Genomic DNA, 25,070 nt, shown 5'->3' with positions numbered 1-25,070 from the left:
ACAAAAACACAGGGCATTGCGAAATCGTAAGATGAAGTATAATGCCTGACACCTGCCCGGTGCTTGAAGGTTAAGAGGGGAGCTTAGGAGTAATCCGAAGGTTTGAATCGAAGCCCAAGTAAACGGCGGCCGTAACTATAACGGTCCTAAGGTAGCGAAATTCCTTGTCGGGTAAGTTCCGACCTGCACGAATGGTGTAACGACTTGGACACTGTCTCAACCATGATTCCGGTGAAATTGAAGTATCGGTGAAGATGCCGATTACCCGCAACGGGACGAAAAGACCCCGTGAACCTTTACTATAGCTTCGCATAGTTGTTGAATACAGAATGTGTAGGATAGGTGGGAGACTTTGAAGCGGTGTCGCTAGGCATCGTGGAGTCATTGTTGAAATACCACCCTTTCTGTATTTGTCATCTAACCTCGTGAGAGGGACGGTGCGTGGTGGGTAGTTTGACTGGGGTGGTCGCCTCCGAAAGTGTAACGGAGGCTTCCCAAGGTTTCCTCAATACGGTTGGTAATCGTATGTAGCGTGTAATGGCATAAGGAAGCTTGACTGCAAGACAAACAGGTCGAGCAGGTACGAAAGTAGGGCATAGTGATCCGGCGGTTCTGTGTGGAAAGGCCGTCGCTCAAAGGATAAAAGGTACTCCGGGGATAACAGGCTGATCTCCCCCAAGAGCTCATATCGACGGGGAGGTTTGGCACCTCGATGTCGGCTCGTCACATCCTGGGGCTGGAGAAGGTCCCAAGGGTTGGGCTGTTCGCCCATTAAAGTGGCACGCGAGCTGGGTTCAGAACGTCGTGAGACAGTTCGGTCTCTATCTGTTGTGGGCGTAGGAAATTTGCGAAGATCTGACTTTAGTACGAGAGGACCGAGTTGGACAAACCTCTGGTGTATCAGTTGTGGTGCTAACTGCATTGCTGAGTAGCCACGTTTGGAACAGATAAGCACTGAAAGCATCTAAGTGCGAAACTGACTTCAAGATGAGATTTCCCTTAAGAGACGTTAAAGATGATGACGTAGATAGGCAGCAGGTGGAAGTTTAGAAATAAATGGAGCTGAGCTGTACTAATTTCTCAGTAGTCTTTTGTTAGTGTAGGTTTTCCGATATGCAAACGGAGAGTCATAATTTTTAAATATACTATACACCTTACTTTGTTAAAGTAACACTTGTTAAAGAACTTTTTAAGAACTTGTGTAAGTTGCATTGGTACTAGCCAGACAATTTACCTAAAGAAAAAGGGTGATCATAGCATAGGGGTACACGTCTTTCCATTCCGAACAGAGCCGTTAAGCCCTATTGCGCCGATGGTACTGCGCTATTCGTGGGAGAGTAGGTCATCGCCCGTCTTTATAAGGACAGATACAGGAATGTATTTGTGAACGGACAAAGAATTAAGCCTTTTTAATCATAATTGATTAGAAAGGCTTTTTTTGTGGAAAACAGTTTTTATATCATGCTAGTGAAAAGATATGATGGAGAAAAATTTATTAGAGTAAATCAAGTAATAATAGTAATTTATTGAGTCAAAATTATCTTTTTTAAAAAATATTTTAGAGATTTGTACTATCACAAAATTCACTATATTTTTCTTGTTTTTTGATTAATTCTTTTATGAATAAATTAGCTACTACAACTCCTTCTGCGTCTATATTAGATTATTTCAAACTTCATTTTATTGTAATTATTTGGGGTTTTACAGCTATTTTGGGAAAATGGCTTACTATTCCTGCTGTTGAAACAGTTCTGTATAGAACTATAATTGCAGCCGTTGTTTTAGCTTTTGTTGTAAAACGAAATGAGTGGCAGATTTCTACAAAATTTATTTTTCAGCTTCTTTTTACAGGAATGATTGTGGGAGCACATTGGATTACATTCTTTGCAGCAGCCAAAGTAGCTAATGTTTCTATTTGTTTAATTGGACTTTCTACAGCCTCGCTTTGGACTGCTTTTATTGAACCTATATTTAATAAGAAAAAAATAAAGCTCTATGAAGTAGCTTTAGGTCTTGTTATTATTTTTGGTTTGTATATAATTATGAGGGCTGATTTAGAAAGTAATATGATGTTAGGGCTTGTTTTAGGTGTTATTTCTGCTGTTTTGGCAGCTCTTTTTTCTACTATTAATGGAAAGTTTACTCATCTTGCTGAACCTAATACCATTACTGTTTTGGAGATGAGTGGTGCAGCCATTGGAATTATATTATTTCTTCCTTTTTATTCTACTTATTTTACAGGAGTAGAAGGAATTGATATGGTTTTGAAAAATAACACAGTTTATTTTAAAGAAGGAGAGTGGTTTTTTGATTTTGTCAATTCAATATATCTTACTACTGATGCAGTTATGATTTTTATTTTAGCTATAGTTTGCACCGTTTATACTTATTCGGTAAGTATTGAGCTTTTACGAAGACTTACTGTTTTTATGACTAACCTCACTATTAATTTAGAACCTGTTTATGGAATAATTTTGGCAGCTATTTTCTTTAATGAACATGAAAAGATGGATTCTAATTTTTACATTGGTGCAATAATCATTTTATCATCTGTACTCTCTTACCCAGTTTTTAATTATGTAAATAAGAGAATGAAGAAGAGAAAGCAAAAATTGGTTTAAAACAAAAGTCTTTATTAAAACAATTATTTTATAGGCGAATTCCTAAAAGCGTAATATCATCACGTTGAGGTGCTGTGCGTTGATGCTGCTCTAACAGGTTTTCTAATTCTTGTTTTTGTTTTTCTGTGGGAAGATCTGCTATTTTTTCTAATTTTTCTATGATTAGATTTGAACCTACTTTTTGCCCTTGTAAATCAGACTGATCTGCAAAACCATCACTCATTAGATATACCATTGAGCCATTTTGTAGAATGATTGTTTGTTCTTTAAAATTACTATCTTGCCTTTTACTTCTTCTTCCACCAATTGACATTCTATCACCTTTAAGTTTAATTATCTGATGATTTTCTACATAAAACATAGATTGCTTTGCTCCTGCAAAAGTAATTTTGTTTCCTGTTTCAGTCTTGTCTAAACAAAAAATAGATATATCCATTCCATCATCATTCTTTGCTTTTTCTTGTTGAAGGGCAGCACGAACATCCTGATGTAATTTCTCTAGAATTTTAGCAGGAGAAAAAATACGTTCAATAGTGACAATTTCATTTAAAAGAGCATTTCCTATCATAGACATGAATCCACATGGAACACCATGTCCTGTACAATCTACAATAGCTACAAATGTTTTGCCTTTATAATTTACTGTCCAGTAAAAATCACCACTTACAATATCTTTAGGCTTGAAAATTACAAAATATTCATCAAAAAGTCTGTTCATTTCTTCTGGAGTAGGTAAAACAGCTTGTTGAATTGTAAGAGCATACCGAATTGAATCAGTAATATTTCTATTTTTTTCTTGAATAATTTCGTACGATTTAGCATTGCTTTGTGCAATAGAAATATAGGCTGCTAATGCTTCCAATATTACAACGTCTTCTTTTTTATAGGCATTTTTTCTAAATGACTGTACAGTCAGAACACCTACTGTTTTTTCATTGATAACTAAAGGAACATAAATAACAGATTTAGGCATTTTTCCTATATCTAAGTATTTGAGCTGAGAGTTTTGAGCAAAGTGCTCATCTAAGTCATTTATGAATATAGATTTTTTCTTAGTAAAACTTTGCACTGAAAGACGATTAACCTGAGAAAGAGAATCACTATGAGCAGCAAGTAACTCTCCGTGTTCAATGTAATTTTTAAATTCAATCTTATTTTCTTTTTTCTTATAAGTACCGATTCCAAAACCTTCTGCTGGCATGAGAGCCAAAATATTTTGATAAATGGTTTGTACAAGTGTATCAGTTTGAAGTTTTGCAGTAATTTTTTGTCCAATTTCTCCTACTTTGTGGATTTGCTGATAGGATTCTGTAATAGCTTGACGTTGCTCTTCAATTCTATCTCTTTGTGATTCAATTTCTTCTTTTTGTTGATTAATCTCTGCTGTACGCTGTTGAACAGTTTCCTCTAATTTTAAGTTCTGTCTTTTAATTCTTCCTACCTGATAACGATAAGCTAAAAATACTAGAATTAAAAATACTAATACTAAACCCAACCAAAAATAAGCTGTTTGATAGAAAAAAGGCTTTATCTTAAAATTTACAGTAGCTACTTCTTTGCTCCAAATGCCGTCATTGTTAGCAGCCATTACTTCAAAAGTGTATTCTTTTGGTAGCAATCCTGTATAGAGTGCATCTCTTTCATTGACAACTTCTATCCAGTCTTCATCAAAACCTTTCAAACGATATTTGAAGTGCATATCTGAAGGAGAAACAAGACTAAGTCCTGTAAAATGAAAAACAACACGTTTTGCTCCTGCTTCTACAGTTATTTTTTCATTTTTTAGAGAAGGGAATGAATAATTAATACTATCTATTGCCATGTTTAGAATATAAACAGGAGGAGGAAGTAAATTTTTGGATATTTTGGTAGGGTTAATCATAGAGAGACCTCCAATAGTAGGAAACCACATTCTTCCTTGACTATCTTTTAGAAAGTGTACAGCTCCTGTACATTCTTCTTCCTTCATTCCATCACTTCTATCAAAAATTTCTGTTTTCAAGTCGGTTCTTTTTCCTTGAAAATAATCTGTAACTGAATTTCTATCTATCTTAATCACTCCAGACGAAGAAGAAAGCCATAGGTCATTATTGCTATCTTCACGAATATCAAAAACGGCATCCACAGGAAAGCCTATGGATGGACTAAAAATATTTATCTTATTTATATTATTAGGTGAAATAGCAACTAGTCCAGAGTTTGCACAAATCCAAAGAATTTTCCTAGAATCATAACGAGCTGAAAAGGCTAGATTAGAAGGTAATCCTTCTGTTTGTGTATAAATTTTACTGACTTTCCTTGTTTTGAGATTTATGATATTTACACCAGCATCATTGGTAGAAACGATTAGTTTTCCATCTTGAGTTGGTTCTATACCCATCACAAAATTAGAAGTTAATCCGTCATCTTTTGTAAAGGGAATCCATTTTTGTTCAGAGGCAGAGTATTCATCTAGTCCACCACCACGAGTTCCTATCCATATACTTCCATTTATAGTCTGAGTAATTACTCTAACTTGATTATCACTAAGACCATCTGCAGTAGTAAAAAGTTTTTCGCTTCCATCAGAAGAAATTCGTAGCACTCCTGCATAAGAGCCTACCCAAATATTGCCTTCTCTATCTTTAAAAATGGCACGTAAACGGTCAATAGAAAGAGGTGTTTTGAAAGTATATGTTCCTATATTTTGATTATTTATAGTATTCATAATCCCTGCATCCGAACCAATCCAGTAGGTATCTTTTTCTACTTCTTGTATTGAACTAACTGAAACAGAAGCTAATCCCTGTTGAACTGTATAATTTACAAACTTTCCATCTTTTAAACGTATAAGTCCTGCTCTATACATTGCCAACCAAATATTTCCTTCTCTGTCTGTACTGACATGCATTACATTATTGTGAGGAAGTCCATTTTCTGTATTCAAAACTTCATAGCGATTGGTTAGAGGGTTTTTTCTGAATAAACCAGCACTTGTAGCAAACCAAATACTACCTTCTGCATCTTCTATAATATCATTAATTGTAATCCCTTCAAATTCTTTTATAACCTTAGACTTTCCGTTTCGGATACAGTTTACTCCATTTATTGTTCCTACCCAAAGTGTATTTGTTTTATCTAATAAAAGACCTGTAATTACATCATTTGAAAGTAAGCCATTTTCTACATTATATTTTTCTACGATTTCGTTTTGATAAGCAAATAAGCCTTTTCCTTCTGTTCCTATCCAAATTGTACTGTTAGCTCCATTTTGAAGTTCATTAATAGAAATAGAATTGATTTCAGAAATAGTAGTAAAAGGAGTAAAGATACCATCTTTATAGACGATTATGCCATTTCCTCGTGTACCTATCCATAGAGAACCATCTTTTATTTTTACAATAGATTCAATAGAATAGTCTGGAAAATTATCCTGTGTAGTTTCAGAAGTATAAAAATTAAAATTATTGTCTTTTTGTACAATTAATCCACTTCCATGTGTACCTATCCAAAGTGAATCATCTTGAGTTTGGTAAAGTGATGAGATAGAACTATTAGTAAGATAAGGTAGATTTTTTTTATCAAAAATTTTGAATTCTACTCCATCAAAACGTATTAAACCACTATATGTACTTGCCCAAATAAAACCATCTTTAGATTGGTATACATAATTTAGAGTATTAGTAGGAAGACCATTTCTAGTTGTCCATTGATCAATTATATACTGTGAAATTTGTTTTTTGGGGTCTAAAGCAAAGCCAAATGTTGAAGAGAGTGCATAAAAAAGCAAACCTAAAAACAATGTAAGGACACTTGTTATTGAATTAGGTTTATAAAACCATTTAGGAAAATAAAATATGCAACTAAAAGATATTTTTGGTATCACGTCAGAATTATTCAGCTGATAGACTCAGAGAAAAAATAATAGATTAAATTTAGGATAGTAGTAAGTACATAATTACTTTCCTCCTGCTCCCCCACCATATCGCCCTGTACCAAACACATAAACGCCATAATAAGTGCTGCGATAGGTTCTGTCACGGCAGTTTCCCCATTTATCACGCATATTTTCAGGACAGTTTTCATTAAGATCTTTTATAAGGTCTTTGTCATGAGCTGTACTTAACCCTAAACTACTTTTCGAAGCTGCATAGGTGGTAAGAAGAAGAAAAAACAATCCACCAAAGACGATAATTTTTGTAAGTATTGACATAATCTTTTATTTTGAAAATGAGATATTTAAGTTTAAAAAGATATTTATTTTTTTATTCTGCATTTATTCCTGCATAAATATATTTTTCTTTAGTTGTCCTTCCTATTTTACCAAAACTAATAAGTAAAGCTATAACAGTAAGAAAACCACTTAACATCAAGAAATATCTACTAAGTAATGCGCCTTCATTTACTGTAAAATTAATGATGGCTTGTGATTTGGTAGCATCAGTAAAGTAAGTAGAATCTGTTTTTGCATAAATGCGAGCAAAATAGTCTCCTTCTTCTACAAATTTGAAATATTTAGAAGAAGATGTTTCTGACTCTGTCCAACTTCCTTCAGAGTCTGTTCCTGATTCGTACCAAAAATCGCTTTCTACTGCGTTGATAACATTTTTTTCTTTATCTAAAAGCTCTACAACTACATACATCCCTTGGTTCTGATAACTTTTAAATTGCACACTCCATTCAATATTGTAGTTTGTGTTTGTATTATCAATTTTGATAGGTTTAGATAAATAACCTTCTTTTTTGTCTATATCTTTTGTATCAACTTTTGTTGAAGAAATGGGTGTGCCATCAGAAAAAAGAGAAACCAAAAAGACTAAAAAAGCTACTAGAGCTGCTGCGCTTGTTACTTTACGGATGGTAGAAAAACCTTTGTCTCTCTCTTGATAGGTATCAATGTATGGGTTTCCTTTTAATGCTTGATATAATTCTTCTTTAGAAATTTTCTTTTCTGCTGAAAATTCTTTCCAACCATCACCTTGTTCAACAGTATAACTCCACATTCCTTCTTGATAAGTAGCAAAATGAGTTTGAGTTCCGACTGCATAAGGATCTTCTTTTTCGGTTTCTCCTTCAAAAAACTCTAAAAATAAAGAACCGTATTCAGTAACTCTATAATCAGCTCTTCCTTCATAAAAGTTAGTAAAAAGTTCTAAATTAGTAGGGTCTGCATCTGTTTTATCAACAGTAATAGGCATTCCTAATGAATATCCTTCTTTATCTTCATTCAAGTAAAAACGCTCATTTTTTCCTTCTTGCGTGTTTTGTAATATATAAGTGTCTGAATACCAAGTTTCATTACTATATCCTGAGCCTTCATCACTGGTATAATATTCTTTATGGGAAGAACGGTAACGCAGACGTGCTGTAATCATAAATTCCTTTTCTTCTAAATTAAGAACCTGACCTACTCTAAGAAAGCTATAATAAGGAAAGTTTTCTGTTTTTAGACTTTCATTAAGAACACGGTTGAAAGCTAAATCTGAAGCCACTCCACAATTATAACAATACATATAACGTACCTCCTCATCCCACACATAGTTAGTATGCTGACAACTCGGACATGTTTTGGGGTTAGTAAAGTTCCCTGTTTTTTTGAGTATATTAGGTGTATTCAAAAGGAATTATAGTTTAGTTTGACTCTAATTTTAATGGACTGGTATTCATTATTTTGATGCAAACATAGTGCTGTTATTTAATATCAAGATAAGAAATATGATGTAATATAACCAATAAACCAAAATACTACAAATAACAGAGGGATAAAAGTAGAATTAAAGAGATACAATTTTTTTGAATAATACTTAGTGATTAAGTTAAAAATAAAATAAATAATTGTATAATTTAAAGATGTTTTTTTTGTGAAATGAAACCTGTATTAGCGTTTTACCGTTTGTTATATAGAAGCTAAATATCTCAATTATTATTACAGTTTAGCTTTCATTTTTTAAACTATACAATTCACTAAAATCAAATATTCTTATGAAATATAATAATAAAAATACCAGACCCTCTAAATCAATAAATTATTTTATTTTATTGATTGTTCTTGTTATCTTTTTTGGGTTTCAAATAAATTCTGTTAATGCACAAAATACTATTGAGTCTAACGAAACAGTCACTGAAATATTGAACTGGAATGTAGAAACAACAGAAAATAATGAAGCTACAAAAGAAGAAAAAGAATTGGCTGAACAAACAGCATTAGGTTGGGATAAATGGGATGCTGAACATCCAACTGAATCTTCTACTATAATCTATGATGAGGAAGTAGAAAATAATAAAGTAAAATCTCCAACTGAAGTTCTCAGAAGTGCATTGATTGGTAATTGGGAAGGTTTCTATGGAGGAAGTAAAGCATATATAAATTTCAAAGAAAACAAAACAGTCGTTATTAATACTTCTGTATTTTCAAATGTTCCTTCAGCTTCAGGTAGAGAGCATACCCAACTGTATTACGAAATTGATGCTTCACAAAGTCCATATAAGCTAACTTTTTATAATAGGAACAAAGAAATAAAGGGAGTTTTTAGAATTAATGATAATAATCAAATTACTATATGTCATAATTTCAATACTACTGAACAACCTAAGGAAATAGATAATAAATATACAGTAATTAACTTTTACAAGCTAGAAACTCAAAAAGAGAAAAAAGAAATTATAAATGAGTAAAGTTTTTACTTATAAAAAAGAGGCTGTCCGAAAAGGTCAGCCTCTTTTTATGCAGCTATTTTTTGTAATTCTTCTTTTTGGTTGATTTTTTTGATGATGCAAACAAATTTTGTCTTTTGGTGATTTTTTTGAGTATAAAAAAAGGTGCAAAAAGATGATTTTTTAGAATTGAAAGTATTTTTTAGCTTATCGGCAGTTTTTGCCACCATTTTTCTAAAATTATGCCCAAGAGCCATCAATAGAAACTCCATTTCTACTTTTGCTAATCCCTTAAAAGTAAATCGATTAAACTTATTATTATATTTGAGATGCCCAAAAACAGCTTCTACTTCTATAGGGCGTTTACTGCGCTGCTCTAATCCTTTCTCACTAGTTAGTAAATTTCTAGCTTTCTCTTTTAGTTGGTTTAAACGATGATTCACTTGTATTATTCTATTGCCTTCAGCTTTATGACATAAATTGCGAAGAGGACAATCTTGACACCTTTTTGCTTGATAATAAGATACTTGCGATTCGTATCCATTACTTGAAGTACGTTTTCCATCTCTTATTTTCTTCATTCTTTGCCCCATCGGACAGACATAAAAATCTAATTCTTTGTTGTAAAATAAATTCTGAACTAAAAAAGGATTATTTTTCATTTTCCTTTTTTGCTCTTTATGGAAATAATTGTACTTAACGTAGGCAGTAATTTCTTTTTTTTCAAGTAATTCATAATTTTCTTCACTTCCATAACCTGCATCAGCTACTACTTCTTTACTTTGTTTATTGTACTGATTTTCAAATCCTTCTAAATGAGAGGATAAAGTGGTGGTATCTCCTGCCGTTTGATGAATAGAAACGTGGGTAATAAATTGATTTTCTGTGGACACTTGAGCATTATAAGTAGGTTTGAGTTGTCCATTTTTCATGTGATCTTCTTTCATCCGCATAAAAGTAGCATCCGTATCTGTTTTACTATACGAGTTTCTACAACCTAAAATTTTCAGAGACTCTTCATATTTACTTAATCTAGGAAGATATTCATCTTGCATTTTTTTTAGTTCTCTTGCCTGTTGTTTACTCGGTTCTTTTAGTTTTTTATTGATTTGAGCGAGTTTTTCTTTTAATAATTCTGAATCTAATGGAGTAGATACTTCTTCTTTATTTTCTTCTTGATTATCTGATTGAATACTACTTTCAATATCAGATAAAATTTTATTTACTTTAGTTTCTAACTTTTCTTTATTTTTTTCAATACTACCACGCCAAACAAAAGTATAACGATTAGAACAAGCCTCTATTTTTGTTCCATCAATATATTGAACATCAAGACTTACATAACCCATTTCAACCAACATTTTAACAACTTCTCCAAATAAACGATGAATGTGTGCCTTCAAAATTTTACCTCTAAAGTCATTAATTGTTCTAAAATCTGGTGTAGAATTGCCTGATAAATACATAAAATGAATATTCTCCCCAAGAGCTTTAGCTATTTTACGACAAGAATAAATATTGGATAAATAAGAATAGAATAGCACTTTAACGAGCATTCTTGGATGATAAGCTGAACAACCTCCACCTTTGTATTGAGAAATCAAATCGCTAATATCCAATGAATCAACCACCTTTTCAACTAAACGAACAGGATGGTGAGCTGGAATTTTGTCAAATATATTGACAGGAAAAAGTTCGGGCTGCTTACCACTTTGGTTTTTGAAAACTACTTTTGCCATAGGCTATATAACGTTAGTATAAAAGTATATATACCTCGAAAATAAAAAAAATTAACCATAAAAAAAAGGCTATCCGTACTTTTCGGACAGCCTCTTTTTTTATGAAAAGTGTAACCTTATATACAAAGAAGACGTTATTATAGATAGGTAGTCATTTTTTTAAGCTATCTAATAATTTGATTTTATTTCAAATTATCATTTTTTAAACTACTATTTTTTAATCTAATTTCAAATTTATTATGGAACGTACAAAACGTATGCTCGTTGTGATGCTGGCTTCATTTGGCATCTTTGCTCTTCTTACATTTTTAACTTTTTCTAGTTATGGACAAACTACCAACTCTCTAGACAATGCCGAAAAAGCATTAGTAGGTGCATGGGAAACAGAACTGAATGGAGAAACTAATTATTTTACTTTTAATGAAGATAACTCTCTAATAGTTCGTTCTGATGTTTTTTCAAATTCAAGTGCAAATACGAATGATAAGCAAGTAGGAGAAATGTCTTATAAGATAAACGCAAGTCCAACTCCTAATCAAATAACTATCTACAGAGCAAACTCTGTAATGAAAGGTGTTTTCAGAATTGACAATAGTGAAAAAATTTCTTTATGTTTGAATATGGAAGATAATGACTATCAACCTACTACATTTACAGATGATTATCTGACAATGACACTATATAAAGTAAAAGAAGAAGATAAATAGAAAAGATATTAAAAAGAAATGAAGTTGATTTTCTAAAAATACTAAAAGCAAAAATAATCAACATATTTGCTTACCCAAAAGAAACCTGCTATATTTGGTATAGACAGGTTTTTTTTGTTCATTATGAAGCAAAAAATTATACATCAATAAATAAAACTTTTTGATTTGTAACTTCATCATTTTTCCATTCTAATCTGTATGTTTTTAAGGAAGGAGCATTTCCACGAGTAGAATTTCCTGTTTTAAGGTTAAAACAATAACTATGAAGAGGACAAACTATCTCATTTTGCTCGTTTATAAAACCTTTGTGTAGGTCTGCTCCTGCATGAGAACAGTTATTTTGTACAGCAAAAAATCCGTCTTTGGTATGAGAAAGACAGATTTTCTCGTCTTCATTATTTGCATCAGAAACTGTCAGCAAAATTGAGGTTCCTAATGCAATTTTTTGTTTAGCCTCCTGTTCTGAATCAAATAATTTTGTCAAGGTATAAGTAATTAAAAGAATTTGTGAAAATACTAATTTAGTTTTTTTCCGATAGCATGATAATAAGGTTCATTTGGAGATATAACAATCTCACTTAATCCTGCTTTTTGCATCATTTCAGTAATCTCACTTCTAGAGAATCGTTGTTCAAGTGAAGTACCAAATCTATCTAAGGCATCATTACGAACTACAAAGAAAGATTGATTTTGATAAAAACTTAAAGGTAAACTAAGAGCAAGTTTCTTCAAACCCAAGAACTTAAAGAATCGTCCTAACAAAATTGTAGGCATATAAACAAAGATAGCTATTAAGTCACAAACAAACTTTTTCAATGTAGAAGGTAAGCTACTTACAACTTTGCGAATGACAGATACAATAGATAGAATCAGTTTAAAAAAAGAAGACTTATCTTCTAAATTATAATAGAGATAGACATAAAAATAACCTCCTTTTTTGATTTTTTTGACGCAATTGCTCATAGCTTTTTGTGTATCAGGAATATGGTGTAATACACCTATACTCATACCAAAATCAAATGTCTCGTCATCAAATGGAATATTATCTGTAGAAGCTCTAGAAAACCGTACATTTTCTTTTTCTGCAATTAGCTTATCAGCAGTATAAATAGCTTCACTAGGATCTATAGCTTCCATAAACCCTATTTTGTCTAATAAATATTTTGTCCATCTTCCAGTACCACACCCTATATCAATTCCATAAGTATTTTTATTGACTATATTCTCATCAATTATATCAAAATACATTTTGCCTAACTTATCAATTTCTTTATCCTCAAAAGAAGCAAATTTTTTCCATTCTTCTCCAAAAGATTCCACTACTGAATGGTCTATATTTTCTTCTTCAAATTCAGTATTGAAGCAAAAAATTTCTTTAAATCTACCCTTTGTTATTTGTAGAGGAGTTTGATTGAATTTTTTTGTCATGCTACTAGTATTTATCATTTTGAGTTTTAAATTAATATTGTCTTTTTATACATTTTTCTCTGTTTTAGCCTTTAATAATTACTCCTGTTGCCATAAAAGAAATTTTGACTTCATCTTCTGTAATTTTTTCAATTTCTTCTTTCGTTTTTCCAGCATCTTCTGCATAATGACGAAGTTGTGCTACAGAAATGACTTCTTTTTTTACTTTTCCTTCCATCACAATTTCTTTTCCTTCTGAATCCATAGGAACAAAAAAGCCATAATCTTTAAAACGGACAAACATTTCTTGATTATCTGAAATAGGAACTTTCATCCAACAGCCTTTTTTCTGGCAACATTCGCCTATTTTTCCAATGACTTTTAGTTCAGCAGAATCTTGTTTGGCTAATAGAGCAGGAATTTCACTTACAGCAATAGCATTTTCTAGTGTTATTTCTGCACCATATTTTTCTTCTTTATTATCAGTATCAGTTTCTGACATAGAGTTTACTTCAGTTGTGTTTTTTTCTTTGTTATCAGTATTGCAAGCAGATAGAGATACAAAACAAAATAAAATTAAAAGGAGTTTGAAAGTGATTTTCATAAAAAATAGAATTTAGATAAAAAGATAAAGATTTTCAAAAATACGAAATTAGACTTTAATTTTTCTTAGTTTTTTAGGTTTAGGAGGTTTATATGCCAAAATAATCAATGCAATCATATAAAAAGGTAAAATAGGAATACGATAACGAACAAGAGTTCCAAAATTACTACTTACAATTCCTATAATTCCACTAAAGAATAAAGTGAATATAAGACAAACTACTACCATTTGATGAGTTTGCAAACGTTTGAGGATTATTTTCCATTTTTGATTTTTAAATACACGAATGGTAAGAAATAAAATAACAAGATTTTCTAGTCCAGCCAAAGCCATATTAAAATTCTTTATTTCCCAAATAAAAGGACGAAAAAGAGTAATAAATATTCCTTTTGGATAAAGTTTTAATAAACCACCAATTGTTCCATCCATCTGATCAAGACCTATATCATAGGCACTTCCTTGTTCACTCATTTGATGAATCCAATCAGCTGTAATGTATGCCTCTTGAGCTACTTTATCTAAGTCATATTCTGTCCCTCTGATGAGATTAGAAAAAGCATAATAGGCAATACCAATACCTAGAACTAATAAAATAGGAGCAAAAACTACTCTTAAAAACTGAGACTGAATCTGTTTAGTATATTGAGAATAAAACCACCAACCACAAGCAGGAATAAAACAAAGCAAAATGTAAAGTTTAATTAAATACATCGTATAACAACACACTGCAAATAAAAGCAAGTTGATATAAACTTTTCTTCTGCGTATTAAACCAAAATGAAAGGCTGCAAAAGCAAAACATAATGCAGAAAAAGTAACAGAGTCTTTTACAATGCCTGACGCCCAAAAAAATATAGAAGGAATAAAAAAAATGGCCCAAGCAAGTTGTTTTTTTAACATAGGATAAATATCTACCCAAGCTTTATACATCTGCCAACTTCCTGTAAAACTCATTAGTGCAAAGAAAAGACAGTTTACCGTATAAGTATTAAAGGAAAGAATAGAGAAAATAGAACCAATTTTATTAACAGCAAATGAACCTTTATCTCCATAGTAAGGCATACGATAAGCATAATAATAGGTGTGTGGTGTGCTGTATTCATCCATATTTTGAAACATGATTTCCCAATAGCTTAGTATATCATTCAAAAATGCTTCTCTTGCTATTCTTGCCCCCTCAAAATAAAAAAAAGTATCTCCATATCCGTACACAAACTGAAATACCAATCCAAAAAAAATAGCTCCAACTACTTTTACACTATATCCTATAATAAAAAAATTTCGCATTTCTTTATCTACAATACTTGTACGCATAAAAAATAATACTCCATAAATAAGAAGTAGATATATAGGCGTAAGAAAAAGATCTTGAAGGTTTATATAATTCATAAAATAATTTCTCCTTTTGTATCATTACTGTTTAAAATAACAGTAGAATCCTAACAAATTTACAAAAAACAAAGTTAGTCTATTTTACATTTATCAAAATCTACTCATTTTTATCACTTAATGAAATCTAAAACCATTTTTTTATTCGAATCAATTCGTTTTTTTGTTCAAGATAATATCAATTTCTTTAATGGATTAATATTGGTTATGTATTTTGCAGGACTTTTAGGACTTTGGTTTGACCCTACTCGTGAGCTTTTTGAACTGGCTACACCCTTCAATTTGGTTACAAGTATTGTACTTCTTTTCTTGGCACAACGTAAATACTCACCTTCTTTTTGGATTTTTGTGAGTATTACTTTTTTAGTAGGTTTTTTTATTGAAGTAATTGGTGTGAAAACAGAAGCTATTTTTGGAACATACAATTATGGCAAAACACTTGGCTTTAAAGTCTTAGAAGTACCTCTCTTGATAGGAGTAAACTGGATAATGATTACTTTCATTGTTAATTATTTTGTTTCTACATACCTTATTTTTTATATTTTTACTTCCAAGGTAACACTATTTTTTAAATCTGTTTTTAGTGCTGCTTTGATGGTAATGTTGGATTATTTAATAGAACCTGTTGCTATAAAACATGATTTTTGGAGTTGGCAGGGAGATGTTATTCCTCTTCAAAATTATATCGGATGGTTTTTGGTGGCTCTGCCATTGTGTATGCTTTTTCAGTATTCTAGGTTTGAGAAAATAAATAGATTTGCTTATTTTTTATTACTGGCTCAATTACTTTTTTTTGGTGGTTATAATGTCTTAATGCGTCTTTTCGAACACTAAAGTATTCGGTACAGTGGCACTCATGCTAAAGCATAAACTACAGTTTTATTTGATATACAAAGTGAGAAAAAGCCTTTGCTCCAAATTCTTCTTTCCATTTAAAAAGTCCTTCATTGATTGAGTCTTTATTTTCTGTATTATTTCTTATCTCACTTACTCCCAAACTCAAAAAATCAAAACTTCCAGTAGGAGAGGTTTTGATGATTTTATCAAAATGAATAACATGGTTTTCTATAAGATGATTAATCAAGAAATCTAATGCACAAATTTCTTTTCCCTTTTTTGTAGCTGACATATACTGTAAATGAATCGTAGATTGATAAACAAAAGAAACACTACAAGCTACAATCTCATTTGTTGAATTTTTTGCTAAAGAAAAAAGAATGTTATTAGGAAATTTATCTTTTAATAACTGAATTTCATCCACCGAATGAACAGGAAGAAGATTATGACGAGTTTTTAAATTGTCTTCTAGTATATTCCAAAAATCAGTCGCTAGTTCTGTCTTTTCTATTCTCAAGTTAGATTGATAGGCTTTTTTGAGATTTCTTTTTTTTCTTGTGGAGTAATTTTGATAGTTTATTTCTTGATAATCTACTTCACTCTTGGGCAAAGTAATTACAGAGTTTGCCTCCACTCTCAGAATTTTACTTTCAATCTCATTACTATTAAAGTTATCATTCAAAATTCTGTGAATACTTTCATCTTTATCTATAAAAAAATAAGAGGGCAAAGGTTTTATAATCAAATCAGTAAATTCATTTTTTTTCAAAAACTCAAAACAAGAAAAAACAATTTTTCGTTTTTCTAAAAAACTCAAATTATCTTTAAAAATAAATCCTCCAAAGGTTAAGCCTTTATGAGAATGAAGAATTTTTTGATTATTGTCGTTGATGGGGACACCAACAAAGGCAGGAGATTTTTTTGTAATTTCACAACAAGCTGGTAAAACACAAATAAAAGTATTCTTTTTGTCATAAATCATCAATGAAAAATCATCAAAACGTTCTCTGTGATAGAATAAATAATCTGTTTCAAAGAAGAAATGACCTTCTGAATTTGTTCTTATAAATGAATTCCATTCTTTATTATTTTCTTTAAAATTAAATTTTTTGATAGAATACATTTTATACTAATTTGATTTTGAGTATTTTATGAGTCATTTTAAATTAAATCCTAACAATAGTTATTCTGAAAAGTTAAACTAAAAACAAAGCAAAATCAAATACATTTTTTAAACTACACTTTTAGACATGAAAAAATACGACGCAATCATTATTGGTACAGGACAAGCAGGCGTTCCACTCGCTGCAAAATTAGAAAAAGAAGGAAAAAAAGTAGCGATTATTGAAAAAAATAAAATTGGAGGCACGTGTGTAAATGATGGTTGTACACCTACTAAATCGTATGTAGCTAGTGCTAGAAGGGCTTTTGTAGCCAAAAATAGTGAAGGTTTTGGAATAGAAATAAAAGATGTAAAAGTAAATCTCAAAAAAATAAAGAAACGAAAAGATAAAATCGTTTCAGATTCTCATGATAATATTCAAGGTCTTTTTGATAAATTAGAAAAACTGGATTATTATAAAGGAGAAGGCACTTTTTTAGATGAAAATACGATTGAAATAAAAACAAAAGATGGAAAGACGCAGAAAATAGAAGGTAAGCAAATTTTTATTAATGTAGGTGCAAAAACTATTATTCCAAAAGAATATCAAGGTTTAGATTATTTGACTAACACAAGTATTTTAGAACTTGATGAAACACCAAAACATTTAATTGTGATTGGTGCAGGTTATATTGGTTTAGAGTTTAGTCAAATGTTCTCTCGTTTTGGAAGTAAAGTAACTATTTTAGAACAAAACGAACGGTTTTTACACAAAGAAGACAAAGATGTAGCTGATGAAATAAAAAGAGTATTGGAAAAAGAATCAATAACAATTCATACCAACGCAAAAAATATAAAAGTAAATCAAGAAAGAAAAGAGAAAGAACAAGAAAAAACTAAAATTTCGTTTGAAAAAGATGGAAAAAAACATTCTATAAATGGTTCTCATATTCTGATTTCGGTAGGCAGAAAGCCAAATACTAAAACTCTAAACTTAGAAAAAATAGGTGTAAAAACTGATAAGAGAGGATATGTAAAAGTAAATCAACATTTTCAAACCAACAAAAAACATATTTTTGCTTTAGGAGATTGCAATGGTGAAGGAGCTTTTACACACACAGCTTATAATGATTTTGAAATTGTAAGTGATTTTCTTTTTGGAGAGAAAAAACGAAAATTATCGGATAGAATTCAATGTTATTCTATGTTTATTGACCCACCACTTTCAAGAGTAGGAATAAATGAAGAACAAGCAAAAGAAAAAATGAAAGAAGATAAATCGCTGAAAATTGTACAGGCTTTTCGTAAGATGGAAAGGGTTGCTCGTGCTACCGAAAAAGGTGAAACAGATGGAATGATGAAGATTTTGATAGATGAAAAAACAGAAAAAATATTGGGTGCAACATTTTTCGGAATTTCAGCAGATGAAACTATTCATGCAGTTATTGATATGATGTATGCTAAAAAATCCTACAAAACTATTCGTGATGCTGTTCATATTCATCCAACAGTTAGCGAACTTATTCCTACAATGCTTGGGAATTTGAAAGAATTGAAATAAGGGAATAACTTATAACTCAAAGCAGTTTTTTTAATTGAACAGGGTTTTAACCCTGTTTTTATAGATTAATCTCCAAAAATAGATTTTCTAAACTCACTAGGCGATTGGTCTGCATATTTTTTAAATAAAACACTAAAATAGCTCAAACTATTAAAACCAGCTTTGTAACAAACATCAGTTATACTCAATTTCATATTGGTTAATAATTTTTTTGCAAGGCTAATTCTCTGTTTCAAAATATATTCTACAGGCGTAATTCCAAATTCTCGTTTGAAGGCTTTATAAAAATTAGATTCGCTCATACAAGCTAGTTTACTCAATTTTTCTACTGTTATTTGTTCTTCCAAATGTGTTTCTACATATTCTATCACAAAAGCAAAACGATTTTGAGAACTGTATTTTTTGTATTCTTCAAAAATCAAATTACGTGCTTGTGTTTGCATAATTCGGATTAAAAGTTCTTGTAAGGCAAGGTCAGCCAATAAATTTTTAGCTTCACTTTTTCCTAGTGAAATATGCGTAATTCTATCAATGACATTCTTTAATTCTGCATTATTTTTTAAATGATAATCTGGATTTTCTAGTGTCCAATTTCCGTTTTTATTTTGTGGTGTTTCTAGTTTTGGAAACTGATTATTAAGAGTTTCTAAAGTAGATTTTATTTTTTCATTATCAATTGCAATTGCCAAACACTGAGTAGGATTTTTTTCGTTTGCTTCTGGAAAATCAATTATCATTTCTTCATTTGCAGGAACAATCACACTTTCTCCAGGTAAATAATCAAATTCTGTTTTGGTATTTTTTATTTCTTTATAATGATTAATATTTTCAAAAGATTGCATTACTTTTTTTCCACGAATCATTGCAGTTACTGTCAAAGTATCAAAAATTAGACTTACTTTTTCGCTTTTTTGATGCGTTTCAAAAAGATTGAATTCAAAGTTGGGAAGATTAAAACTTGAACGATTTTCGACAAGCGTTTGAAGATTATTATAAGAAGTAAGAGCCTGCTGTTTTGGAATAAATAAAGATGATTTTAAGGAATTTTCCATAATTGATAAGATAAATTAGATAGTTGTTTGTGTGCTTTTATTGGAGTGGTGTTTTAAATATAGTACAAGATAATCAATTCTTGACAAATTTTATTTGTTGGAATGATTGATAGAATACTATAAAGTTTTGATAGAATATTAAAAGGCAGTTGATTATTTATGTTTTAAATTTGTAAAAGAAAATAAGACTTTTTAAGGAACAATTACGAATTAAAAATTACAAATTACGAATTTAGTATATTCAATATCAATAAATTATTATTTCAAAATAAGTAATTTAGTTCTATTCCTAAATAAATTTTTACACACAAATAATCATTTTTTAATTATGGAAACTACCACAAAAGCAACTGATAAATTAGCTTTTCCAAAGTTTAAGGAACGCTATGATAATTTTATAAATGGAGAATGGACTTCTCCTGTTAAAGGACAGTATTTTGATAATATTTCGCCAGTAAGTGGAGAAGTTATCACAAAAATAGCTCGTTCAACAAAAGAAGATGTAGATTTGGCTCTTGATGCAGCTCACGAAGCATTCAAAACTTGGTCTAAAACATCGGCTACTGAAAGAAGTAATATTATGCTCAAAATAGCTGATATTATGGAGAAAAATTTAGAGTATTTAGCAATTATTGAAACGGTAGATAACGGCAAAGCTGTCAGAGAAACAAAAGTTGCTGATTTACCACTTTGTATTGACCATTTTCGTTATTTCGCTGGTGTGATTCGTGCCGAAGAGGGAAGTGTTGCAGAACTAGACCAAAACACAGTTTCAATGAATATTGATGAGCCATTAGGTGTGGTGGGTCAGATTATTCCTTGGAATTTCCCTCTTTTAATGGCGACTTGGAAACTTGCGCCTGCTTTGGCTGCTGGTTGTTGTGTCGTAATGAAACCTGCCGAACAAACACCTGTCGGAATTTTGATTTTTATGGAACTTATCAAAGATGTCTTGCCTAAAGGTGTCGTTAATATTGTTTCTGGTTTTGGTGTAGAAGCAGGAAAACCATTGGCAAGTTCCCCACGAGTAGCAAAAGTTTCTTTCACAGGAGAAACAACAACAGGACGTTTAATTATGCAATATGCGTCTGAAAATATTATTCCTGTAACTATGGAATTAGGTGGAAAATCGCCAAATGTATTTTTCCCAAGTGTAATGGATGCCGACGACGAATTTTTTGATAAGTGTTTGGAAGGTGCTGTTATGTTTGCCTTAAATCAAGGTGAAATTTGTACCTGTCCTTCAAGATTGCTTGTACACGAAGATATTTATGATAAATTTATAGAAAGAGTCATTGAAAGAACCGAAAAAATCAAAATGGGACATCCATTAGATGATTCGACGATGATGGGCGCACAGGCTTCAAAAGATCAGTACGAAAAAATATTATCGTACTTAGAAATTGGAAAAGAAGAGGGCGCAGAAGTCTTGACAGGTGGCGCAGCCAAATATGTCGACGGACTAAAAGACGGATATTATATTCAACCAACTATATTAAAGGGACACAACAAAATGAGAGTTTTCCAAGAAGAAATTTTTGGACCTGTTCTTTGTGTTACAACATTCAAAAATACCGAAGAAGCCATCGAAATTGCAAATGATACGCTTTATGGACTTGGTGCAGGTGTTTGGACGAGAGATGCTCACGAACTTTATAATGTTCCTCGTGCGATACAAGCAGGTCGTGTTTGGGTAAATTGTTACCATAATTATCCTGCTCATGCTCCGTTTGGAGGTTACAAAAAATCTGGTTTTGGCAGAGAAAATCACAAAATGATGTTAAGTCATTATCGCCAAAACAAAAATATGCTTATTTCTTATGACAAGAAAGCATTAGGTTTCTTTTAAAATTGTAAAGTAAAAAATCAACCAGTTATATCAAACCCTAAGGAACTATGAAGACCCTTAGGGTTTTGCTATAAAATGTAGGTAGTTTTTTGTCGTCGGTGGGGACACCGACAACGACTCAATGTAGCTTACTCTTTAGAGTGAGAAACAATGTACCGAAAACTTTAGTTTTCGTATAAAATAGACAACCAATTAAAATAAAAACAATTATGAAAAATACACAAAGAGTTATTGCAACAGATGCAGCCAAAAAAATTATTGATGAGCTAAGAGAAGAAAATGGAGAACTTATGTTCCATCAAAGTGGAGGGTGTTGTGATGGTTCACAACCGATGTGCTTTGTAAAAGGAGAATTTAAAGTAGGCTCAAATGACGTTTGGGTGGGAACGATTCACGGATGTGATTTTTTTATGAACCAATCTCAATTTGATTACTGGCAACATACGCATCTTACGATTGATATTACAGAAGGAAGAGGTTCTAGTTTTTCGTTAGAGATTCCTTTGGGTTATCGTTTTATTGTCAAGTCCAGACTTTTTACGGAAGAAGAAACCAAAAATTTGATTCCTGTCAAAAATGGAGAGGAATATTTAGAAGAAACAGCTTTATAAATTATTCTTACCTCAACGATGGCAACGCCTCGTTGACGGTTGAAAACAGAATAAAACTAATAACTAACCGTCGTTGAGGCTCAAATGAAGCCGTCAACGAGGTTTCTTTATTAAAAATATCAGCCTTTATACAAACTAGCATCTACTTCCAAGGCAAAAAGGTTCAAGGCTTCTTTAAACTCCTCATTTTTTATTCCTGCCACAAAAAAACCTTTGAGTTCTTGATATTGTGTACTCAAAGTAGGTGGAATAATCATATCCATTTCTTCAAAATATCCTCTGTAATTGTTGGAATTTAACTGATTTAGGGCTTTTTGGATTAGTGGGTGCATATTTTTTGTGATTTAATTTTTGTAGATAGATTAAAAATAATTCTACGTCTATTTTTTTGTATCTTGGCTTATCAAAACTACAAAATATATATATTATGAAAACGCTTGTTTTACAGACTGATAATAGTTCTGACCTTAACTTATTAAAAGAGTTAGCTGAAAGGTTGGGAATAACTTATTTTGAAACAGATAACTCAATTCAAGAAAGTGAAATAAAAACAGATACGGAGCTTAAAATAATAAACTATGAAGAAAAAGATAATTATACTTTTGAAGATATAAAAAAAATTGCAGCCCAGTTTCCAATAGACTATAAATGGACATACCAAGATTTAGTCAATTATTTTCCTCAAGACCTTTCTGTCAAAGTAGAAATTATCAATAACCAACTTTTTATTATGCCAAGTCCAGAACAAGACCACCAAGAAATAGTAGGCGAACTTTTTGTTGCCTTTAAACATTATGCTAAACTACATAAATTAGGAAAGGTTATCGTTTCGCCTTTTGATGTAGTTTTTGATGAAGATAATACTGTTATTCCTGATGTTATTTTTGTTTCTGTTCAGAGAATGGATATTTTAGATGGTAAAAAGGCTCAAGGTGCGCCTGATTTGGCTGTAGAAGTGTGGTCAAAAGGTAACAAGAAAAAAGAAAGAGAAGCAAAAAGAGAACTTTACCAAAAAAATAAAGTAACAGAGTTTTGGCAGATTTATCCTAAGAAAAAACAAGTTTTTGTAGAGGTTTTGAATGAAAAAGGAAAGTATCAAGTTTTTTCAGAAGCAGAGAAAGAAGGAAGTATAAAATCAAAAGTATTGACAGGTTTTGAAATAGATATTACTGATATTTTTGAGGATTAATTTCTCGCACCACTGGTGCGAGTTTTAGAAAAACCAATTGTGTCACCACTGGTGACAGTATTTGAAAAGCCGTTGTCGGTGTCTCACCGACAACACAAAAACAACTTACTCAAATCCTTTAGGTTCAACCATTACCACATCTTCTCTTTCCACGACAACTGCACCAAGTGCTGCTCCTTTTGGTTTTCTGACATATTTTTTAGGTGTTACAATGACAGGACAAAGCGAATCTGTTTTTCGCTTGGAATAATAGGCTGCTAAACTGGCAGCTTTTTCAATGACCGATTTTGGAAATGGTTTTCCTGCTCGGTATTTTATCACGACATGCGAACCTGCAACACCACGAGCATGAAGCCACAAATCTTCCTTATAAGCATATTTTTGAGTAAGTAAGTCGTTGTTTTTAGAATTTTTCCCTACCAAAATCTGAAAATCTTGATATTCAAAAACTTTAAATGGAAGTTCATCAGGTTCGTTTTCTTGTAAATTGGTTACCTTAATTTTATTTTCCTTCAAAAATTTTCGCATTTCTTTGAGTGATTCAAAATTATTTATTTCGTCCAACTGACTTTCAAAAAGGTGTAATTGCTCTTCTTTTTTCTCTAAATTTTGATACAAATTATCAATTTCTAATTTTTGATTTTTACCTTTTCTATAAAAAAGTTCTGCATTTTTTTGTGCTGATAAATGGTCTTTTAATGGAATTGTAATTTGCTTATTGGTATAAAAATCAAAAAGTTCTACTGATTTTGAGCGAGGCTCTACAGCGTGAAGATTTGCCATCAGAATATGTCCAAATTCTTCGTAACGCATTGTATTTTCTACTTTTTCTATCTTTTTGAGTGTCTTGTCTATGTAGTTTTGAGTTTGGCGATGACGTTTTTCTATAGCTTTAAGTGCTGCATTTTTTTCTTTGCCTAAATAATAACGCCTTGAAAACTCCATGTAAAACAAATTACAGGCTTCAATGGCATTGTCTGTTTTGTGTAGAATTTCAGCATCTTTAATAAACTCTTTTGGATTAAGAATCGATAATTTTACTTCATTTGTTTTTAAGAAAACATAAAAATCTAAATTTTCAATCTCATCAAAATAAGTAATTAATTTTTCGGTTTCTTGCCAATATTTTTCTCTGTCTTCTGTATTTTCTACTTTATTGTTGATATATTTTAATACATCTTTTCCAAAAGTAGGAAAGGTTTTCTTGATTCCATTTTCTATAAAATCCTCTTTTTCCTGTTCTATACTTCTATCCAAATCTTCATAAATTATCTCCCAATCGGCTTGTAGCTTATGTTGAAAAATAGCTTCAATTTCTTGTTCTGAATTTTCACTTTTTGAACTCTCATCTTGAGAAAATAAAATAATATTTGAGCGATTACCAAATAATTTGAATAGCAAAGTAAAGTTTTCTTCCAATTCTATTCCAAAAGCTCGTTCATTATTAAACTGACGAATACTCGTTATTTTCTTTCCAATAATAGAATCAAAAAGATCAATGCTATTTCGCTTTGCTCGTGCAAAAGATTGAGGAAAAGAAAGTGTTGTGAGTTCAGGTGTAAAGGTAGCACGAATCCAAAATTCAGTTTCTGGATTATCATTATCAATAAGTCCTATCAATAATTCATCTTTATTTTGCGAAAAAATAGTCGCAATTTCAAATCCTATAATCTGTTTGGAAAGTTCGTTGGAAAGACTTCGAATAAAATAATAATTGTTTTGCATTGATTTTTTTATAAAATTTGGTACTAATCAGACTTAGAATTTTT

Annotated in this window: 20 protein-coding genes and 2 rRNA genes (1 of these 22 cut by a window edge); 10 read left to right on the top strand and 12 right to left on the bottom strand. The window is 31.2% G+C overall.

Features of this window, described 5'->3' with window-relative positions:
• The 3 genes from V9L05_RS04150 to V9L05_RS04140 all read left to right on the top strand — a co-directional run.
• Positions 1–1,097 (top strand): 23S ribosomal RNA (locus tag V9L05_RS04150) (it extends 1,791 nt beyond the left edge of the window).
• A 146-nt stretch (positions 1,098–1,243) separates the two neighbouring features.
• A 5S ribosomal RNA gene (gene rrf / locus V9L05_RS04145) occupies positions 1,244–1,354 on the top strand.
• Between the two features lie 265 nt (positions 1,355–1,619).
• The gene (locus V9L05_RS04140; RefSeq protein WP_338814492.1) at positions 1,620–2,621 is read left to right on the top strand and encodes a DMT family transporter; all 1,002 of its coding nucleotides are present in this window, start codon (positions 1,620–1,622) and stop codon (positions 2,619–2,621) included.
• Between the two features lie 28 nt (positions 2,622–2,649).
• Here V9L05_RS04140 and V9L05_RS04135 read toward each other — a convergent pair whose 3' ends face one another.
• The 3 genes from V9L05_RS04135 to V9L05_RS04125 all read right to left on the bottom strand — a co-directional run bounded on the left by V9L05_RS04135 (position 2,650) and on the right by V9L05_RS04125 (position 8,218).
• On the bottom strand, positions 2,650–6,390 hold the full coding sequence (locus V9L05_RS04135; protein ID WP_338814491.1) for a two-component regulator propeller domain-containing protein: 3,741 nt from the start codon (positions 6,388–6,390) through the stop codon (positions 2,650–2,652).
• 168 nt (positions 6,391–6,558) lie between these two features.
• Positions 6,559–6,813: a hypothetical protein gene (locus V9L05_RS04130; protein WP_338790186.1), complete on the bottom strand. Its 255-nt coding sequence runs from the start codon at positions 6,811–6,813 to the stop codon at positions 6,559–6,561.
• A 52-nt stretch (positions 6,814–6,865) separates the two neighbouring features.
• Entirely contained in the window at positions 6,866–8,218 is a 1,353-nt protein-coding gene (locus V9L05_RS04125) for a hypothetical protein (protein WP_338814489.1), read from the bottom strand.
• A 364-nt stretch (positions 8,219–8,582) separates the two neighbouring features.
• Between V9L05_RS04125 and V9L05_RS04120 the strand changes: the two genes are divergently transcribed.
• Positions 8,583–9,275: a hypothetical protein gene (locus V9L05_RS04120; RefSeq protein WP_338814488.1), complete on the top strand. Its 693-nt coding sequence runs from the start codon at positions 8,583–8,585 to the stop codon at positions 9,273–9,275.
• Between the two features lie 47 nt (positions 9,276–9,322).
• Here V9L05_RS04120 and V9L05_RS04115 read toward each other — a convergent pair whose 3' ends face one another.
• Complete coding sequence (locus tag V9L05_RS04115; RefSeq protein ID WP_338812820.1) at positions 9,323–10,993, bottom strand: IS1182 family transposase; 1,671 nt, start codon at positions 10,991–10,993, stop codon at positions 9,323–9,325.
• 239 nt (positions 10,994–11,232) lie between these two features.
• Here V9L05_RS04115 and V9L05_RS04110 point away from each other — a divergent pair, with 239 nt between their 5' ends.
• Positions 11,233–11,700, top strand: a complete 468-nt coding sequence (locus V9L05_RS04110) for a hypothetical protein (protein ID WP_338814487.1) — start codon at positions 11,233–11,235, stop codon at positions 11,698–11,700.
• A 136-nt stretch (positions 11,701–11,836) separates the two neighbouring features.
• Here the strand turns inward: V9L05_RS04110 and V9L05_RS04105 are convergent, their stop codons facing one another.
• From V9L05_RS04105 to V9L05_RS04090, 4 genes are read right to left on the bottom strand one after another with little or no spacing between them, the layout of a single operon-like run.
• Positions 11,837–12,184, bottom strand: a complete 348-nt coding sequence (locus tag V9L05_RS04105; protein ID WP_338814486.1) for a Rieske 2Fe-2S domain-containing protein — start codon at positions 12,182–12,184, stop codon at positions 11,837–11,839.
• Between the two features lie 32 nt (positions 12,185–12,216).
• Positions 12,217–13,146: a class I SAM-dependent methyltransferase gene (locus V9L05_RS04100; protein WP_338814485.1), complete on the bottom strand. Its 930-nt coding sequence runs from the start codon at positions 13,144–13,146 to the stop codon at positions 12,217–12,219.
• 46 nt (positions 13,147–13,192) lie between these two features.
• Entirely contained in the window at positions 13,193–13,711 is a 519-nt protein-coding gene (locus V9L05_RS04095) for a DUF4920 domain-containing protein (protein WP_338814484.1), read from the bottom strand.
• A 48-nt stretch (positions 13,712–13,759) separates the two neighbouring features.
• The gene (locus V9L05_RS04090) at positions 13,760–15,100 is read right to left on the bottom strand and encodes a hypothetical protein (RefSeq protein ID WP_338814483.1); all 1,341 of its coding nucleotides are present in this window, start codon (positions 15,098–15,100) and stop codon (positions 13,760–13,762) included.
• A 120-nt stretch (positions 15,101–15,220) separates the two neighbouring features.
• Here V9L05_RS04090 and V9L05_RS04085 point away from each other — a divergent pair, with 120 nt between their 5' ends.
• On the top strand, positions 15,221–15,934 hold the full coding sequence (locus tag V9L05_RS04085) for a carotenoid biosynthesis protein (protein ID WP_338814482.1): 714 nt from the start codon (positions 15,221–15,223) through the stop codon (positions 15,932–15,934).
• A 37-nt stretch (positions 15,935–15,971) separates the two neighbouring features.
• On the opposite strand, the gene V9L05_RS04080 is transcribed toward V9L05_RS04085, so the two are convergent.
• Positions 15,972–17,060 (bottom strand): hypothetical protein, encoded by a 1,089-nt coding sequence (locus V9L05_RS04080; protein WP_338814481.1) that lies wholly within the window; start codon positions 17,058–17,060, stop codon positions 15,972–15,974.
• Between the two features lie 127 nt (positions 17,061–17,187).
• Between V9L05_RS04080 and V9L05_RS04075 the strand changes: the two genes are divergently transcribed.
• The gene (locus V9L05_RS04075; RefSeq protein ID WP_338814480.1) at positions 17,188–18,600 is read left to right on the top strand and encodes a mercuric reductase; all 1,413 of its coding nucleotides are present in this window, start codon (positions 17,188–17,190) and stop codon (positions 18,598–18,600) included.
• A 65-nt stretch (positions 18,601–18,665) separates the two neighbouring features.
• On the opposite strand, the gene V9L05_RS04070 is transcribed toward V9L05_RS04075, so the two are convergent.
• Entirely contained in the window at positions 18,666–19,652 is a 987-nt protein-coding gene (locus V9L05_RS04070) for an AraC family transcriptional regulator (RefSeq protein ID WP_338814479.1), read from the bottom strand.
• A gap of 328 nt (positions 19,653–19,980) precedes the next feature.
• Between V9L05_RS04070 and V9L05_RS04065 the strand changes: the two genes are divergently transcribed.
• Positions 19,981–21,501 carry an aldehyde dehydrogenase family protein gene (locus V9L05_RS04065; protein ID WP_338814478.1) on the top strand — a complete coding sequence of 507 codons (1,521 nt, stop codon included), beginning with the start codon at positions 19,981–19,983 and terminating at the stop codon, positions 21,499–21,501.
• A gap of 209 nt (positions 21,502–21,710) precedes the next feature.
• Positions 21,711–22,112 (top strand): DUF779 domain-containing protein, encoded by a 402-nt coding sequence (locus V9L05_RS04060; RefSeq protein ID WP_338814477.1) that lies wholly within the window; start codon positions 21,711–21,713, stop codon positions 22,110–22,112.
• Positions 22,113–22,231: 119 nt separating this feature from the next.
• Here the strand turns inward: V9L05_RS04060 and V9L05_RS04055 are convergent, their stop codons facing one another.
• Positions 22,232–22,444, bottom strand: coding sequence for a hypothetical protein (locus V9L05_RS04055; RefSeq protein WP_338814476.1), 213 nt, complete (start codon positions 22,442–22,444; stop codon positions 22,232–22,234).
• Positions 22,445–22,539: 95 nt separating this feature from the next.
• Here V9L05_RS04055 and V9L05_RS04050 point away from each other — a divergent pair, with 95 nt between their 5' ends.
• Positions 22,540–23,301: a Uma2 family endonuclease gene (locus V9L05_RS04050; protein WP_338814475.1), complete on the top strand. Its 762-nt coding sequence runs from the start codon at positions 22,540–22,542 to the stop codon at positions 23,299–23,301.
• Positions 23,302–23,406: 105 nt separating this feature from the next.
• Here V9L05_RS04050 and V9L05_RS04045 read toward each other — a convergent pair whose 3' ends face one another.
• Positions 23,407–25,026, bottom strand: a complete 1,620-nt coding sequence (locus tag V9L05_RS04045; RefSeq protein WP_338814474.1) for an NFACT RNA binding domain-containing protein — start codon at positions 25,024–25,026, stop codon at positions 23,407–23,409.
• Between the last annotated feature and the right edge of the window lie 44 nt (positions 25,027–25,070).

This window comes from Bernardetia sp. Wsw4-3y2 (genome assembly GCF_037126295.1).
Taxonomy (GTDB): Bacteria; Bacteroidota; Bacteroidia; order Cytophagales; family Bernardetiaceae; genus Bernardetia.
This window is presented reverse-complemented; position numbering and strand designations above follow the sequence as displayed.